The sequence below is a fragment of the Streptomyces sp. NPDC048420 genome (genome assembly GCF_040651535.1).
GTDB lineage: Bacteria > Actinomycetota > Actinomycetes > Streptomycetales > Streptomycetaceae > Streptomyces.
Map to the genome: position 1 here is coordinate 26446 of NZ_JBEZKG010000026.1, position 15677 is coordinate 42122.

Consider the following 15677-nt stretch of genomic DNA (forward strand, 5'->3'; position numbering starts at 1 on the left):
GCTGGACGGGGACCGGGCGTGGAGGCAGTGGGGCCCTGCCGATGGACGCGGGGCCCCAGCGGTACGGCCCGCCCGCCGAAGGGCTCGGGCGCCGCAACGGTACGAACTCGCCGGAGGGTTTGTGTGCCGCGGGTGCACGAACTGTCGGAGGCTCGCGTGCCGCGGGTGCACGAAGCGTCGGAGGCTCGCGTGCCGCGGGTGCACGAACTGTCGGAGGCTCGCGTGCCGCCGGCACCCGAACCGCCGTAGGGCTCGCCCACCACGGTCATACGAACCGTCGGAGGGCTCGCGTACCGCCGGGACACGAACCGCCGTAGGGCTCGCCCACCACGGTCGTACGAACCGCCGGAGGCCCCCCACCGCACGGCGATAAGGTCCACGCATGGAGACCCAGGAGCCCCGGGTGGAGATCGCCCGGAAGGCGGATCAGGAACTGGTCGATGCCTTCGCTCGGATGCTGCCGCAGCTGTCCTCGACGGCCGCGCCCCTCGATCTCGCGGCGCTCGACCGGATCCTGGCCTGCGACGCCAACACCATGTTGCTCGCCCGGTCCGCAGAAGCCGTCGTCGGCACCCTCACCCTGGTCATGTTCCCCGCGCCCGCCGGACTGCGGGCCCGTATCGAGGACGTGATCGTCGACCATGAGGCACGTGGTCAGGGCATCGCGGGACTGCTGATCAGGGAAGCCATTCGGCTCGCCCGGGAGTCCGGGGCCCGTACCGTCGACCTCACCTCCCGCCCGGACCGGGCGGCGGCCAACCGGCTGTACGAACGACAGGGGTTCAGACAGCGGGAGTCGACGGTGTACCGGGTACCGCTTCAGGGCTGACCGTCAGGAAGCCACGGCCTCCCGCTCCCGCTCCGCCGCCCCGAACTCCAGCTCCAGCAGCTCGCCCACCGCCGCCTCGTCGGCCCGGTGCGTACGCCACAGCCACAGGATGTCCCGGCCGAACGACCAGACCAGCGTCCCCAGAGCGACGGCGACGACCCCGAACGTCGCCGTGTGCGGCAGGTACCCCGACGCGGCCACCAGCAGCAGGATTCCCTGGAGCGCGGCCACCGTCTTGCGGGCCATGCTCGGCGGCAGCGGGGCGTTCAGCCACGACCAGACGCGGGCCGCGGCGACGAAGCCGTAGCGCATGGCGCCGATCAGCAGGACCCACGGGCCCTGCGACATCGACACGTACACACTCAGCACCAGGATCAGGAACGCGTCGACCTCCATGTCGAACCGCGCGCCCAGTGGGGTCGAGGTGCCCGTCGCGCGGGCGACCTTGCCGTCGACGCCGTCGAGGATCAGGGCGACCGCGGTCAGACCCACGAACAACGTCACCGGCGGGGAGTCCTGGAAGGAGTCCGCGACCAGGGCCGTCACTCCGCCGACCAGGATCGCCCGGCCGAGGGTCACCCGGTTGGCCGGACCGAAGGAGCGCGGCCGGGTGCGGTGCAGCGCCCTGGAGAGCACGGCCCAGGTGGCGACGGCGAAGGCGAGACCGGTCAGCCAGCCCGCCGGCCCCATGCCGATCGCCGTACCGAGCAGGGCCAGCAACAGGATCTGAACGCCCGCTCCGACAGCGGTCTCCTGCTGGACCAGCCTTGCTTCGTAAGTGTTGTTCAGGGCCACCGCAGATTCCTCCGGCCAGATGACAGAGTCGATCAAGGCCGCGTACTGTGCGCGGCCTGTGCACATCTCGGTTACGTGAACGAGGTACGTGCCCGAGTTCCCGATCGTTCAGGAGGTTCTCGATGAAGCCCGCCGCACGTGCGTTCTGGCTCCGCTCTCCGGGTGAAGGCGAGATACGGGAGTTCACCCTTCCGGCCCCCCGCGAGGACGAGGTGCTGGTCCGCGCGCTGTACTCCGGAGTCAGCAGGGGCACGGAGACACTCGTGTTCCGCGGCGGGGTGCCCGAGAGCCAGCACGCGGCCATGCGGGCACCGTTCCAGGAGGGCGACTTCCCCGGGCCCGTGAAGTACGGCTACCTCAGCGTCGGAGTGGTCGAGGAGGGGCCCTCCGCAGTGAAGGGCAGGACCGTCTTCTGTCTGTACCCGCATCAGACGCGGTACGTAGTCCCGTTGAGCGCCGTGACCGTCGTACCGGACGACGTGCCCGCCGCACGGGCCGTCCTCGCCGGCACCGTCGAGACCGCCGTGAACGCCCTCTGGGACGCCGCCCCGCTGGTCGGCGACCGGATCGCGGTGGTCGGCGGCGGCATGGTCGGCAGTTCGGTGGCCGCGCTCCTTGCCCGCTTCCCGGGCGTGCGGGTCCAGTTGGTGGACGCCGACGCCGCCCGCGCCAAGACGGCCGAGGCCCTCGGTGTCGACTTCGCGTCCCCTGCCGACGCCCTCGGCGACTGCGACCTCGTCGTCCACGCCAGCGCCACCGAGCAGGGACTCGCCCGCTCGCTGGAACTCCTGCGCGCCGAGGGCACGGTCGTGGAACTGAGCTGGTACGGCGACCGCCGCGTGAGTCTGCCGCTCGGCGAAGCCTTCCACTCCCGGCGGCTCGCCATCCGCAGCAGCCAGGTCGGGACGGTCTCCCCGGCCCGCGCGAACCGCAGCTACGGCGACCGGCTCGCCCTCGCGTTGAAGCTGCTCGCCGACCCGGCGCTCGACGCCCTCATCACGGGGGAAAGCGCGTTCGAAGAACTGCCGGAGGTGATGCCGAAGCTGGCCAGTGGGGAAGTTCCGGCCCTCTGTCACCTTGTGAGGTACGGCAAGAGCGCCTGACCTGAGAAAAGAGTGAGAGACGGCTGAACACGGGGAAGCGGAGAGCCGTACTACACGGCATCCCCCGGCAGGGATCAGCCGGGGGACCAGACGCGCCGCACCTGGAGGGTCGTCCGTTGTTCAGCATCACCGTCCGCGATCACATCATGATCGCCCACAGCTTCCGCGGCGAGGTCTTCGGCCCCGCGCAGCGTCTGCACGGAGCGACGTTCCTGGTGGACGCCACGTTCCGGCGCGAACAGCTGGACGACGACAACATCGTCGTCGACATCGGACTGGCCACCCAGGAACTCGGTGCCGTCGTCAGCGAGTTGAACTACCGCAACCTCGACAACGAACCCGACTTCGCCGGGGTCAACACCTCGACGGAGTTCCTGGCGAAGGTCATCGCGGACCGGCTCGCCGAGCGCATCGAGAAGGGCGCCCTCGGCGAAGGGGCCAAGGGGCTCGCGGGCCTGACCGTCACCCTGCACGAGTCGCATGTCGCCTGGGCGAGTTACGAGCGTGCCCTGTGACCGACCTGACCACCGGGCGGGCGGCCACGCTCGACTACGTGCCCGTGCAGCACGCCGCCCTCAAGAAGGCCGAGATCATCCCGATGTCCCTGCGCTCCGTGCACTTCGTGATGCCGGGCGGCGTGGACGACCCGACCGCGCCGAGCGGCGGCAACGCCTACGACCGGCGGGTCTGCCTGGACCTGCCCGGCTTCGGCTGGCAGGTCGAGCGGCACGCGGTGGCCGGCAGCTGGCCCCGCCCGGGAGCGCCGGCCCGTACGGAGCTGGCCCGCACCCTGAGCGACCTGCCCGACGACACCGTCGTCCTCATCGACGGCCTGGTCGCCTGCGGGGTCCCCGAGATCATCGTCCCCGAGGCGGAGCGACTGCGCCTCGCCGTCCTCGTCCACCTGCCGCTCGGCGACGAGACCGGACTCGAACCGCGGCTCGCCCTCGAACTGGACGCCAAGGAGCGCGAGGTGCTGCGGGCCGTGCCCGCCGTCATCGCCACCAGCGACTGGGCCGTACGGCGACTCGTCTCGCACCACGGCCTCGCCCCCGAGCGGGTCCACGTCGCCACCCCGGGTGCCGACATCGCCCCGCTCGCCTCCGGCACCGACGGCGTCTCCAGACTGCTGTGCGTGGCCGCGGTGACCCCCCGCAAGGGACAGCACCGGCTGATCGAGGCCCTGGCCGGCGCACAGGACCTGCCGTGGAGCTGCGTGTGCGTCGGCGGGATCACCCAGGATCCCGAGTACGTCGCCCATCTGCGGATGCTCATCAAGAAGTACGGCCTCCAGGACCGCCTGCACCTCGCCGGACCGCGGGCCGGGGCCGAGCTCGACGCCAGCTACGCCGCCGCCGACCTGATGGTCCTCACCTCCTATGCCGAGACCTACGGCATGGCGGTCACCGAGGCCCTCGCACGCGGCATCCCGGTGCTGGCCACCGACGTCGGCGGAGTCGCCGAGGCGGTCGGACGCGCCCCCGACGGCGGCGTGCCCGGCATCCTCGTCCCGCCGGAGGACCCCGCCGCCCTCGCCGCCGAACTGCGCGGCTGGTTCGGCGAGGCCGACGTACGACGCAGGCTCAAGGCGGCTGCCCGGGGCCGGCGGGCCGCCCTGGACGGCTGGGCGACCACGGCCCGCAGCCTGGCCGGAGTTCTCGGCCGACTGCCGAGCGAGCCCAGGAGGGCGGCATGAGGAAGACGGCGACCAAGCAGAGCGGGAAGATCCCGGCACAGCCGGGACCTCGGGAGGTGGCGTCGGTGACGTCCGGTGTCCCTGTCGACGCAGAATCGGTCATTCCCGGTGCCGGTCCCAGTGCCCGCCCCGGCGAGCGTCCCACCGTACGGCTGCGGGACGCGGGCCCCGACGACGCTCCCCGGTACGCCCCCGAGTGGCTGGAGCTGCGGGAGGGGCCCGACGCGGCAGCCCGGGCCGGCGATCTGATCGACCCGCTGCGGATCCGGCTGGCCAACCTGCCCGGCAAGGCCGGGCTCGTCATCCACGACCTGGGCTGCGGCACCGGATCGATGGGCCGCTGGCTCGCGCCCCGTCTGGACGGCCCCCAGCACTGGGTCCTGCACGACCGGGACCCCTACCTCCTGCACTTCGCGGCCGTCGCGTCCCCGCGCTCCGCCGCCGACGGCAGCCGGGTCACCGTCGAGACGCGCCGCGGTGACGTCGGTCTGCTCACCCCGGACGCCCTCGCCGGCGCCTCCCTGGTGACCGCCTCCGCGCTCCTGGACGTCCTCACCCGCGAGGAGATCGACACCCTCGCCGCGGCCTGCACGGGCGCCGGCTGCCCGGCCCTGCTCACGCTCTCCGTGGCCGGGCGGGTCGAACTGACCCCGTCCGACCCGCTGGACGAGGAGATCACCGACGCGTTCAACGCCCACCAGCGGCGCGGCGGACTGCTCGGCCCGGACGCCGTCACCGTCGCCTGCGAGGCGTTCTCCGAGCGGGGCGCGACGGTACGGCTGCACCCGAGCGCCTGGCGCCTGGGCCCCGCCGACTCCGCGCTCACCGCGCAGTGGCTGCGCGGCTGGGTCGGCGCGGCCGTCGAGGAGCGTCCCGAGCTGAAGGAACGCGCCGACCGCTACCTCAAGGACCGCCTGGAGGCCTGCCGCGCGGGCGAGTTGAAGGTCGTCGTCCACCACAGCGACCTGCTGGCGCTGTCCCGCCCGACGGGCGGAGCGTCATGAGCGTGGAGACGGTGCGCCCGAGCCTGCCTGTGCGGCGGCCGGCGGAACCGGTCGAGTCGCGCTCCGTCTCCGACCGGGCCCGCACGCTGCGGGCCGAGGTGCTCAGGACCCGGGACGAGACGCTCACCGCGCGGACCGAGGCGATCGTCGCCCGGGCCGAGCTGCTCGCGGCCGCCGGAGTGCCCGTCGCGGACCTCACCGCCGCCGCCGTCTCCCACGACCGGATCGGCGTGATCGTGACCGAGGCCCGCCCTCCGGCCGCCCGGGCCCCCAGGTGGCGTACCGCGCTGCGCTCGGCCCTCAACTCCCGCGCCCTGCGCACCCACTTCGGCACGGCGGCCGGCGTCACCATCCTCGCCGTCCTGCTGTGGCGGCTCGGCACCGGTGTCTTCCTGGACGGGCTGCGCCGGATCGACGGCCCGGCACTCGCGGCGGCCCTCGCGATCGGCGTACTGACCACCGTGTTCAGCGCCTGGCGCTGGCAGTTGGTGGCCCGGGGCCTGCGCATCCGGCTGCCGCTCGGCGCCGCCGTGGCCGACTACTACCGTGCCCTGTTCCTCAACGCGGCCCTGCCCGGCGGCGTCCTCGGCGACGTGCACCGCGCGGTGCGCCACGGGCAGAGCGCCGGCGACATGGGCCGCGGTGTGCGCGCGGTCGTCCTCGAACGCGCCGCCGGACAGATCGCGTTGGCGCTCGTCGGCGGTGTCGTCCTGCTCACTATGCCGTCCCCGGTGCTCGCCGAGGCCCGTCATCTCGCCCCCGCCGTGGGCCTCGCCGCCCTGGGCGCCCTCGCCGTCGTCGTGGCCCTGCGCATGAACCGGGCGCCCTCCTCCCGCCGGGGCACGGCCCTGCGCGCGACCCTCGGCGAGGCGCGCGAGGGACTGCTGTCCCGCCGCAACTGGCCCGGCGTCGCGCTCTCCTCGGCCGTCGTCCTCGCCGGCCACCTCGGGATGTTCGTGCTCGCCGCCCGCATCGCGGGCTCCGGCGCCACCGTCGCCGTACTGCTGCCGCTGGCCGTGCTCGCCCTGCTCGCCATGGGACTGCCCCTGAACATCGGCGGGTTCGGCCCCCGGGAGGGCGTCACCGCCTGGGCGTTCGCCGCCATGGGACTCGGCGCCGAAGCCGGCCTCGCCACCGCGATCGTGTACGGCGTCCTCAGCTTCGTGGCGAGCCTGCCGGGCGCGGTGGTCCTCGTCGTCCGCTGGTACCAGGGACTGCGGAACCCGGCGGAGTCCTATCCCTCCGTGAGCATCGAGAAATACGCTCCGAAGGAAGCCCCGAGGCTCTCCAGCAACGCTTTCCCTTTTTCCGCCGAGCCCAGCGAAGGGCGCCCGATGACACCGGAATCGGTGTAACCGGACATACCGAGGGTGAGGAGATGACGACGGTCGTCCGCGACGAAATCGGAGGTCTCGTAACCGGGTCGGAGACATTCCGGATGTTCGTGCAGAAGAATGGAGGTCTCGATTTCTCCCGCATGCATGTCGGTGAGCAGCGAGGTGACCACCCCCGCATCCAGACGCGCGGCCTCCCAGTCCTCCGCGGCCGGGAAGAGCGCCATCCGCTCCCCGCGGGCGGAGGCCTCCTGGACGACGTTGCCCAACACGTAGTTCCCGCCGTGTCCGTTGACCACGACCAGTGCCTCGACGCCGGAGCGGCGCAGCGAGTCCGCGATGTCCCGTACCACCGCGTGAAGGGTGACGGAGGAGATGCTGACGGTGCCCGGCCAGGCCGCGTGCTCGTGCGAGCAGGAGATCGTGACCGGCGGAAGGAGATGCACGGGGTACGCCGCGGCGATCTCCCGCGCGACGGCACAGGCGACCAGGGTGTCGGTCGCCAGCGGCAGGTACGCACCGTGTTGTTCGAAGCTCCCGACCGGAAGGACGGCGACCTGAGTTGAGACGCCCGCCCCCCGCGTCCGTACGTCTTCCGTAGTGTCCGTCGGCAACAGACCGTACGCCGCCGACCGTATTCCCGAACCACTCATCTTTTCACGGCCTTTCGTCTCTGCTTAGGAACCAGATCATGACAGACAAAGTTGGCGTACTCGGCAAGAAGGCCCCCCAGCGTACGGGTGTGGAGCGCGTGGTGAATGCGCCGCTGCCCACCGTGTACGGGAAATTCCAGGCCGTCGGCTATCTCGATCACGACCGCGGTGACGAACAAGTCGCCCTGGTCCACGGTGACATCGGCTCGGACGACGTCCTCGTGCGGCTGCATTCCGAGTGCCTGACCGGTGACGCGTTCGGCTCCCAGCACTGCGAGTGCGGCGACCAGCTCGACGCGGCGCTGCGGGCCGTGGTCAAGGCGGGCAGCGGCATCGTCGTCTACCTGCGCGGCCACGAGGGCCGGGGCATCGGACTGCTCGCCAAGCTGCGTGCGATGGCCCTGCAGGCGGAGGGCCTGGACACCGTCGAGGCGAACCTCGCGCTCGGCCTGCCCGTGGACTCCCGCGACTACGGCGTCGCCGCCGGGATCTTCCACGACCTGGGCGTGAACTCGGTGCGCCTGATGTCCAACAACCCGCGCAAGCGCGAGGCGCTGCTGCGGCACGGCATCAAGGTCACCGAGACGGTGCCGCTGCTGATAACCCCGTGCGAGAGCAACATCACCTATCTGCGCACCAAGCGGGAGCGTCTTGACCACGTCCTGCCCCATCTGGACGCGGTGGCCCACCTGTCCTGATCGCCGGACGGATTCCGGCACGGGAAATCCGGACAGGAAGAGGGAATGACCGACGACGTCCTCTTCCTCTCCGGAGAGCAGGTCACCCGCCTGCTCGACGTGGACACGGCCATCGCCTCGCAGCGCGCGGCCTTCACCGCGCTGAGCTCCGGGGCGGCCGACCTGCCGGCGAAGATCATGCATCCGAGCCGTTTCGACGACAGCGTGGTCTTCGCGTACGTCTCCCGGCTCTCCGCCGACTCCGGGGCCGTCGCGAAGTTCGGCAGCGTCAACCCGGGCAACGCGGCGGCCGGGCTGCCCACGATCCACGCCGTGGTGTCGGTGCTGGACCCGGTGACCGGCCGCCTCGCCGCCGTCATGGACGGCGCCGCGGTGACCACCCTGCGCACCGCCGCCGCGAGCGCCGTCGCCGTCGACGCCCTGGCCACGCCCGACAGCACCGACCTGGCCGTCCTGGGCTCGGGCGCCCAGGCCCTGGCCCATGTGCGGGCGATCTCCCGGGTGCGGGACCTGAAGTCCGTACGGCTGTGGAGCCCGACCCCGCGCCACCGCGCCCGCGCCGCCGAGACCCTGTCGGACCTCGGGTTCGCCGTCGAAGCGGCCGGCAGCGCCGAGGACGCGGTGGCCGGCGCCTCCCTGGTCGCGACCTGCACGCTCAGCACGACTCCGGTGGTGCGCGGGGAGTGGCTGGCGCCCGGGTGCACGGTGGTGAGCGTGGGGTCCTTCGAGCCCACCCGCCGCGAGGTGGACGCCGAGGTCCTACGGCGATCCGCGACCGTGGTCGTCGACGACCCGGCGACCGCGGCGGAGCACGCCGGACCGGTCGTGGACGCGCTCCGGACGGGCCTGCTGACCGATCTCGTCGGCCTGGGCGACGTACTGACCGGACGAGTCGTGGCCCGGACGGCCCCCGGCGACCTCGTGTACTACAACAGCGTCGGCCTCGGCATCCAGGACGCGGCCGCCGCCTGGGCCGTGGTGCGGGCCACTCGGAAGGAGCACGCGTGAGTGTGGTCGTGATCGGCGGCGGGGTCATGGGCACCAGCATCGCCCGCCACCTGGCACGGGCGGGCGTACCGGACGTCGTCCTGGTCGAGCGGGACGAACTGGCCTCCGGCTCCACGTCGAAGGCGGCGGGCGGGGTGCGGGCGCAGTTCTCCGACGAGCTCAACATCCGGCTCGGGGCGCGCAGCCTGGAGGCGTTCGGGCGGTTCGCCACCGAGACCGGACAGGACATCGGGCTGCACCGGGTCGGCTACCTGTTCCTGCTGTCGACACCCGAGGAGGTCGCCTCCTTCGAGGAGAGCGTGCGGCTCCAGAACTCCCTCGGCGTCCCGAGCCGCATGATCGACCCGGCCGAGGCACGCGAGCTCTCCCCGCTCATCACCACCGACGGGCTGCTCGCCGCCGCGTTCTCGCCCGAGGACGGGCACTGCACCCCCGAGTCCGTGGTGTACGGCTATGCGGCCGACGCCCGCCGCCACGGCGCGAGAATCCTGCGGCACACCGAGGTCACCGGCGTCGAAGTGCACGGCGACGACATCACGGCGGTGGTCACGACCAGGGGCCGCATCGCCACCGACACGGTGATCTGCGCGGCCGGTGCCTGGTCGCGGGCCGTCGGCGCCATGGTCGGCGTGGACCTGCCGGTCGAACCGCTGCGCCGCCAGATCGCGGTCACCGAACCGGTCGACGGACTGCCGCCCGGCCTCCCCATGACCATCGACTTCACCAGCAGCCTCTACTACCACCGCGAGGGCCCCGGCCTCCTGGTCGGCATGTCCGACCCCGACGAGAGGCCCGGCTTCGACACCACCACCCACGACCGCTGGATCCCCCGCCTGGCCGAGGCCATGGCACACCGCGCCCCCGCCCTCCTCGACCTGCGGCGCACCGGCGGCTGGGCCGGCCTGTACGAGCTCACCCCCGACCACAACGCCCTGATCGGCGAGGCGACTTCGGTCTCCCGCTTCCTGTACGCCACCGGCTTCTCCGGCCACGGATTCCTCCAGGGACCGGCCGTCGGCGAGGTCGTCCGCGACTTGTACCTGGGCCGCGTACCCTTCGTGGACGTCAGCCCGCTCAGCGCCGGCCGGTTCGCGGCCGACGCCCCGCGCCCGGAGGCCAACCGCGTATGACCGAGCTCCATCTGTGGCTGCGCCACGAGGTCCGTTCCACCGAGCGACGCACCCCGATCGTGCCGTCCGACGCCCGGCGGCTCGTCGACAGCGGCGTGACCCTGACCGTCGAGGAGTCCCCGCACCGGATCTTCCCGATCGAGGAGTACGAGGCGGTCGGCTGCGCAGTCGCACCCGCGGGTTCCTGGGCCGCACGGGCGCCGCAGGACGCGGTGGTCGTCGGCCTGAAGGAACTCCCCGACGGACCCGACACCCTGACACACCGTCACGTCTTCTTCGGCCACGCCTACAAGGAGCAGCCGGGTGCCGCAGCCCTGCTGGGCCGGTTCGCCGCCGGGGGAGGGGCGCTGCTCGACCTGGAGTACCTGGTGGACGACCAGGGCCGCAGGCTCGCCGCGTTCGGCTACTGGGCCGGATACCTGGGCGCCGCCCTGGCCGTGCTCCAGCACCGGGGCAGGCTGACCGTGCCGCTCACGCCCACCTCGCGGGAGGAGCTGGAGGAGCTCCTGAGGCCCGTCGCCGGGGACGAGGAGTTCACCGCGCTGGTGATCGGGGCCCTGGGCCGCAGCGGCCGGGGGGCCCGCGTCGCACTCCGGGCGGCCGGGATCGAGCCCACCTGCTGGGACCTCGACGAGACCCGCAACCTGGACCGCCCGGCCCTGCTCGCCCATGACGTGCTGGTGAACTGCGTCCTTGCCACCACCCCGGTCCCGCCCTTCGTCCGCGAGGCGGACCTGGACGACCCGTCCCGCCGGCTGCGCACCCTCTCCGACGTCACCTGCGACGTCGGCTCGCCCCTGAACGTGCTGCCGGTCTACGACCGCACCACCGAGTGGACCGACCCCGTCCGCCGGCTCCACAAGGAACCCCCGCTCGACCTCATCGCCATCGACAACCTGCCGTCCCTGCTCCCGGAGGAGTCCAGCGTCGGCTTCTCCGGCTCCCTGCTGCCCCTGCTGCTGGAGTTCGGGGTCGGCGGTCCCTGGGGGCGCTGTCTGGAGCGGTTCCACCAGGCCTGCCGTGAACTCGGCATCGAGGAAGGGGAGTTCCGAAGTGTCTGACCTCGTACCCGCGACCGGCACCGTCCACTGGATCGGCGCCGGACTCTCCACCGGCAGCGGCCTGGCCGCACTGTGCGACACCGCCGACCGCGTGCTGCTGTGGCACCGCACCGAGGAGCGGGCGGAAGAGGCCCTCGAAGGGCTGGGACTCAACGGCAGGGCCGCGCCCCGCGCCTACACCCTGTCCGCGCTCGCGGCCGAACTGGCGCCCGGGGACGTCGTGGTGTCGATGCTGCCCGCACCCGAGCACGCCGCGATCCTGGCCGCCTGCGTGCGCGAGCAGGCACACTTCGCCTGCTCCAGCTATGTCTCCGACGCCGTCCTCGAACAGGTACCGGAGGCGCAGAAGGCAGGGGTCACCGTCCTCACCGAGGCCGGCCTCGACCCGGGCATCGACCACCTCTTCGCGCACGACCTCGTCGCCCGGGCCCGCGAGACGATCGGCGACACGACACCGGCGTCGTACGGACTCACCTCCTACTGCGGCGGAATCCCCGCCGTCCCGAACGACTTCAGGTACCGCTTCAGCTGGGCTCCCGCCGGAGTCCTGAACGCCCTGCGCTCGCCCGCCCGTTACATCGACAACGGCACTCCCACCACCGCCGACCGCCCCTGGGAGGCGACCCGGCGCCATGTCGTGGACGGCGAGACCTTCGAGGTCTACCCCAACCGCGACAGCCTCCCCTTCGTCGAGCAGTACGGACTGCCGGCCGCCTGGGCCCCACGCACCTTCGTACGCGGCACCCTGCGCCTGGACGGCTGGCTGCGGGCCTGGGAGCCCGTCTTCGAGGAGCTGCGGACCGGCGACGACACCCGGATCGCCGCCCTGGCACAGGAGTTGGCGGCCCGCTACCCGACGACGGACGCCGACCGCGACCGGGTCGTCCTCGCCGTCTCCCTCGACGTGCGCGCGGAGGACGGCCGCACCTGGTCGGGTGGCTACCTCCTCGACCTGGTGGGCGACGAGGAGGACAGCGCCATGGCCCGCTGTGTCTCCCGCACCCTCGCACTCGGAGTGGGACACGTTCTGGACGGCACTCTCCCGGCAGGCCTGAACCGCGCCGCCGAGACCGCCGCCCGCTCGCGGCAGTGGCTGGGCGAACTGGCCCGCGACGGCGTGCACTTCACGCTGCGGGTCGATCAATAGTCGCTAGTCCACGACCGCTTCGTGGACCAGCCGCTTCAGGTCCGGGAACAGCTTCAGCGTCCTGGGCCGTACCTGGGTGAAGAACTGAACGCTCAGGTCACGGCCCGGGTCGACCCAGAAGGTCGTGGAGGCGGCCCCGCTCCAGCCGTAGGAGCCGAGGCCCGAGGGGGCCAGGGTGCGGGCGGGGTCGATCACCACGGAGACGCCGAGGCCGAAGCCGACGCCGTCGTTGCCGGGCTCGTCGTGGGCCGGTTTGGTGCCGAAGGCGCGCAGGTCGGCGCCGCCGGGAAGGTGGTTGGAGGTCATCAGGTCCACCGTCTCGGCGGACAGCAGGCGGATGCCGTCCAGTTCGCCGCGGCGGCGCAGGAGTTCCGCGAAGCGGTGGACGTCGTACGCGGAGGCCGCCATGCCGCCGCTGCCGGACAGCAGCCGGGGGCGGCCCCTGAGCGGCAGCCCGGGGACCGGCTCGATCGTGCCGTCGTCCTTCTCGCCGTACAACTCGGAGAGTCTGTGCGCCTGTTCGTCCGCCACGCAGAAGCCGGCGTCGGGCATGCCGAGCGGTGTGAAGATCCGTTCAGCGAAGAAGGTGTCGAGAGGCCGGCCGGACACGACCTCGATGACCCGGCCCAGCACGTTGGAGGCGACCGAGTAGTTCCACTGCGTGCCCGGCTCGAACTGCAGGGGCAGGCTCGCGTACACGTCGACCGTCTTCGCGAGGTCCGAGCCGGGCAGCACGGACGACTCCAGACCGGCCTCGCGGTAGAGGGCGTCCACGGGGTGGCAGTGGTAGAAGGCGAAGGTCAGGCCCGCGGTGTGGGTCATCAGATGCCGGACCAGGATCGGACCGTCGGCCGGGCGGGTCGTGAGGGTGTCGCCGGAACCGTCCACATAGACCCGGGGCTCCGCGAACGCGGGCAGGTAGTCGGCGACCGGGTCGTCCAGGGACAGCCGCCCCTCCTCCACCAGCAGCAGGGCGGCGACCGCGGTGACCGGCTTGGTCATCGAGTAGATCCGCCACAGGGTGTCGGCCTCGACCGGAAGTCCCGCCGCGAGGTCGCGGTGGCCGTGCGTGGTGAGATGGGCGACGCGTCCGCCGCGGGCGACGGAGACCAGGAAGCCGGGCATCCGGCCCTCGTCGACATAGTGGGCGAAGTGCTGGTCGAGGCGGTCCAGCGCCTTCGCGTCCAGCCCCACCTCACCCGGTTCGACCTCTTGCCGCAGCTGTGCCATCGCTCTCCTCCGTCGCGTCCGTCGAGGTGCGAACCGGTATACCCGGCCCGGACCACCTCAGACATCATCGTCGCTCAGGAAAACGCGACCGTCTGCGGGTCGGACGGGACCGGCGGCCACGGGAATGCGCCTGCGGCCGGGCAGGTTGCCGCTGTCATGACTCAGGACGCGACGCAGGACGCACTGCTCCGGCTGCTCTCCGAAGGCCACGGCGGGGTGCTCGTCACCCTCAAGCGCGACGGACGGCCCCAGCTGTCGAACGTCAGCCACGCCTACTACCCCGAGGAGCGGATCATCAGGGTCTCCCTCACGGACGACCGCGCCAAGACCCGCAACCTGCGCCGGGACCCCCGCGCCTCGTACCACGTGACGACGTCGGACCGGCAGGCGTACACGGTGGCGGAGGGCACGGCCGACCTCACACCCGTGGCCAAGGACCCGCACGACGACACGGTCGAGGAACTGATCCGCCTGTACCGCGACGTCCTGGGCGAGCATCCCGACTGGGACGACTACCGGGCGGCGATGGTCCGGGACCGGCGGCTGGTGCTGCGGTTGAAGGTGGACCGGGCATACGGGATCCCGGGCACCGCAAGCTGAGATCCACCGCCGGAACCCACCGCGGAACGCGCGGTCCGCGCACCCCGGCCGCCCCTGAAACCGGCCGGAGTGCGCGGTGGTCTGCGCGCGGGTCAGCCCAGCGCTGTGCTTTTCTGCTTGTTTGGGCCGATGTTCTTGCCGGAAACGTCATCTGTCAACGGGGCGTGGGCGGCGGGAGCGGTCCTAGGGCCCGGGGAGCAGGGCGGACGGCCGATGTGCCGAAGGCCGGCCGCTGCCTACGCTGACCGGCACATCGACGGAAGAGGTCAGCATGCCGGTCAACGGCCGCAGTCACATCCGAGTCGCCCGCCCCTCCCGGGACCTGGCCGCCGCCGAGCGGTTCTGGGTCGAGGGGCTCGGGCTGGGTGTCGTATGGCGTGCGGAGGGCGGCCCCGAACCCGGCGAGCACGACCTGCTGATGCTCGGCTGGCCGGACGCCGACTGGCACCTGGAACTCGTCCACGAGCGGGGCCGGCCGGTCGAGCCCCGTCCCACCGAGGAGGACCTTCTGGTGATCTACGTCGACGGGCCGGTGCCGGAGGACCTCGTCGCCCGCCTGGAGGCGCACGGCGGCAAGCGGGTGCGCTCGCCGAACCCGTACTGGAACGAGTGGGGCGTCACCGTGGAGGACCCGGACGGGTACCGGCTGGTGCTGTGCACGCGGGGCTGGTCCAACGTCTAGAGCCGGTTGTCGGTGGCGCGCAGTACCGTCCTGACATGGCTGCCGTTTTCGATCTCACCCTGGACTGTGCCGACGCTCCGGTCCTGGCCGCGTTCTGGAAGACCGCCCTGGGCTACGCCGACGAGCCGCCACCCGCGCCCTTCACCACCCGCGAGGAGTGGCTCGCACAGTTCGACCTGCCCGAGGACGATCCGGTGGGCGGCGGAGCCTGGCTCTGCGATCCCGACGGCGTCGGGCCCCGGCTCTCCATCCTCCAGGTCCCCGAGCCCAAGTCGGCCAAGAACCGACTCCACATCGACATCCGGGTACCGGGGCACGGCGGCCCCGAGGAGCGGTGGGCACGCATCCGGGCCGAGTCCGAGCGGCTGGTGGGGGCGGGTGCGAGCGTCCTGGCGGAGTTCGACGGGCACCACACGGTGATGGCGGATCCGGAGGGCAACGAGTTCTGCGTGGCTGCGGCCTCTGGTTGACCTGGACGGGGGGTGGGTGCGTATGCGGGCTGGGGCCGGGCGGTTGGTGGGGGCGGGGCGAGGGTTCTGGTCGTGTTCGGCGGGCACCACATGGTGATGGCGGATCCGGAGGGCAACGAGTTCTGCGTGGCTGCGGCCTGTGGCTGACCTCGACGGGGGCGCGTATGCGGGCTGGGGCTGGGGCTGGGCGGTTGGTGGGGTCGGGGGCGTGGGTTCGGGTTGTGTTCGGCGGGCGCC

The 15677-nt window shown here is 72.3% G+C and carries 15 protein-coding genes and 2 pseudogenes; 14 read left to right on the top strand and 3 right to left on the bottom strand.

Annotation, left to right across the window (positions count from 1 at the left end):
* Positions 1-382 precede the first annotated feature (382 nt).
* Positions 383-829: a GNAT family N-acetyltransferase gene (locus AB0D34_RS37360; RefSeq protein WP_362670116.1), complete on the top strand. Its 447-nt coding sequence runs from the start codon at positions 383-385 to the stop codon at positions 827-829.
* A 3-nt stretch (positions 830-832) separates the two neighbouring features.
* Here AB0D34_RS37360 and AB0D34_RS37365 read toward each other — a convergent pair whose 3' ends face one another.
* Positions 833-1624, bottom strand: a complete 792-nt coding sequence (locus AB0D34_RS37365) for a CDP-alcohol phosphatidyltransferase family protein (protein WP_362670304.1) — start codon at positions 1622-1624, stop codon at positions 833-835.
* Between the two features lie 122 nt (positions 1625-1746).
* Here AB0D34_RS37365 and AB0D34_RS37370 point away from each other — a divergent pair, with 122 nt between their 5' ends.
* The 5 genes and pseudogenes from AB0D34_RS37370 to AB0D34_RS37390 all read left to right on the top strand — a co-directional run.
* Entirely contained in the window at positions 1747-2727 is a 981-nt protein-coding gene (locus AB0D34_RS37370; RefSeq protein WP_362670119.1) for a zinc-binding alcohol dehydrogenase, read from the top strand.
* Positions 2728-2843: 116 nt separating this feature from the next.
* Positions 2844-3242 (top strand): 6-carboxytetrahydropterin synthase, encoded by a 399-nt coding sequence (locus AB0D34_RS37375; protein ID WP_020123858.1) that lies wholly within the window; start codon positions 2844-2846, stop codon positions 3240-3242.
* A complete protein-coding gene (locus AB0D34_RS37380; protein ID WP_362670121.1) occupies positions 3239-4423 on the top strand; it encodes a glycosyltransferase family 4 protein in 1185 nt (394 codons plus the stop codon). The genes AB0D34_RS37375 and AB0D34_RS37380 overlap by 4 nt, the downstream gene beginning before the upstream one ends.
* Entirely contained in the window at positions 4420-5427 is a 1008-nt protein-coding gene (locus AB0D34_RS37385; protein ID WP_362670123.1) for a class I SAM-dependent methyltransferase, read from the top strand. The genes AB0D34_RS37380 and AB0D34_RS37385 overlap by 4 nt, the downstream gene beginning before the upstream one ends.
* Positions 5424-6548, top strand: a pseudogene (locus AB0D34_RS37390) (lysylphosphatidylglycerol synthase transmembrane domain-containing protein); the annotation flags it as partial. The gene AB0D34_RS37385 and the pseudogene AB0D34_RS37390, both read left to right, overlap by 4 nt.
* Before the next feature lie 113 nt (positions 6549-6661).
* Here AB0D34_RS37390 and AB0D34_RS37395 read toward each other — a convergent pair.
* Positions 6662-7414 carry a creatininase family protein gene (locus AB0D34_RS37395; RefSeq protein ID WP_362670126.1) on the bottom strand — a complete coding sequence of 251 codons (753 nt, stop codon included), beginning with the start codon at positions 7412-7414 and terminating at the stop codon, positions 6662-6664.
* Positions 7415-7452: 38 nt separating this feature from the next.
* Between AB0D34_RS37395 and ribA the strand changes: the two genes are divergently transcribed.
* The 5 genes from ribA to AB0D34_RS37420 are packed head-to-tail and all read left to right on the top strand — an operon-like array spanning position 7453 to position 12458.
* Positions 7453-8112 (top strand): GTP cyclohydrolase II, encoded by a 660-nt coding sequence (gene ribA / locus AB0D34_RS37400; RefSeq protein WP_362670129.1) that lies wholly within the window; start codon positions 7453-7455, stop codon positions 8110-8112.
* A 45-nt stretch (positions 8113-8157) separates the two neighbouring features.
* The gene (locus tag AB0D34_RS37405) at positions 8158-9120 is read left to right on the top strand and encodes an ornithine cyclodeaminase family protein (RefSeq protein WP_362670131.1); all 963 of its coding nucleotides are present in this window, start codon (positions 8158-8160) and stop codon (positions 9118-9120) included.
* A complete protein-coding gene (locus tag AB0D34_RS37410; protein ID WP_362670134.1) occupies positions 9117-10250 on the top strand; it encodes an FAD-binding oxidoreductase in 1134 nt (377 codons plus the stop codon). Before AB0D34_RS37405 ends, AB0D34_RS37410 begins: the two co-directional genes overlap by 4 nt.
* Complete coding sequence (locus AB0D34_RS37415) at positions 10247-11311, top strand: saccharopine dehydrogenase (protein ID WP_362670137.1); 1065 nt, start codon at positions 10247-10249, stop codon at positions 11309-11311. The genes AB0D34_RS37410 and AB0D34_RS37415 overlap by 4 nt, the downstream gene beginning before the upstream one ends.
* Positions 11304-12458, top strand: a complete 1155-nt coding sequence (locus tag AB0D34_RS37420) for a saccharopine dehydrogenase family protein (protein WP_362670139.1) — start codon at positions 11304-11306, stop codon at positions 12456-12458. The genes AB0D34_RS37415 and AB0D34_RS37420 overlap by 8 nt, the downstream gene beginning before the upstream one ends.
* Positions 12459-12461: 3 nt before the next feature.
* Here the strand turns inward: AB0D34_RS37420 and AB0D34_RS37425 are convergent, their stop codons facing one another.
* A complete protein-coding gene (locus AB0D34_RS37425; RefSeq protein WP_362670141.1) occupies positions 12462-13688 on the bottom strand; it encodes a serine hydrolase domain-containing protein in 1227 nt (408 codons plus the stop codon).
* A 156-nt stretch (positions 13689-13844) separates the two neighbouring features.
* Between AB0D34_RS37425 and AB0D34_RS37430 the strand changes: the two genes are divergently transcribed.
* The 3 genes and pseudogenes from AB0D34_RS37430 to AB0D34_RS37440 all read left to right on the top strand — a co-directional run bounded on the left by AB0D34_RS37430 (position 13845) and on the right by AB0D34_RS37440 (position 15587).
* Positions 13845-14288, top strand: a complete 444-nt coding sequence (locus tag AB0D34_RS37430) for a PPOX class F420-dependent oxidoreductase (protein WP_362670143.1) — start codon at positions 13845-13847, stop codon at positions 14286-14288.
* A 271-nt stretch (positions 14289-14559) separates the two neighbouring features.
* Complete coding sequence (locus AB0D34_RS37435; RefSeq protein WP_362670146.1) at positions 14560-14970, top strand: VOC family protein; 411 nt, start codon at positions 14560-14562, stop codon at positions 14968-14970.
* 35 nt (positions 14971-15005) lie between these two features.
* A pseudogene (locus AB0D34_RS37440) lies at positions 15006-15587 on the top strand (VOC family protein).
* The last annotated feature ends 90 nt before the right edge of the window (positions 15588-15677 follow it).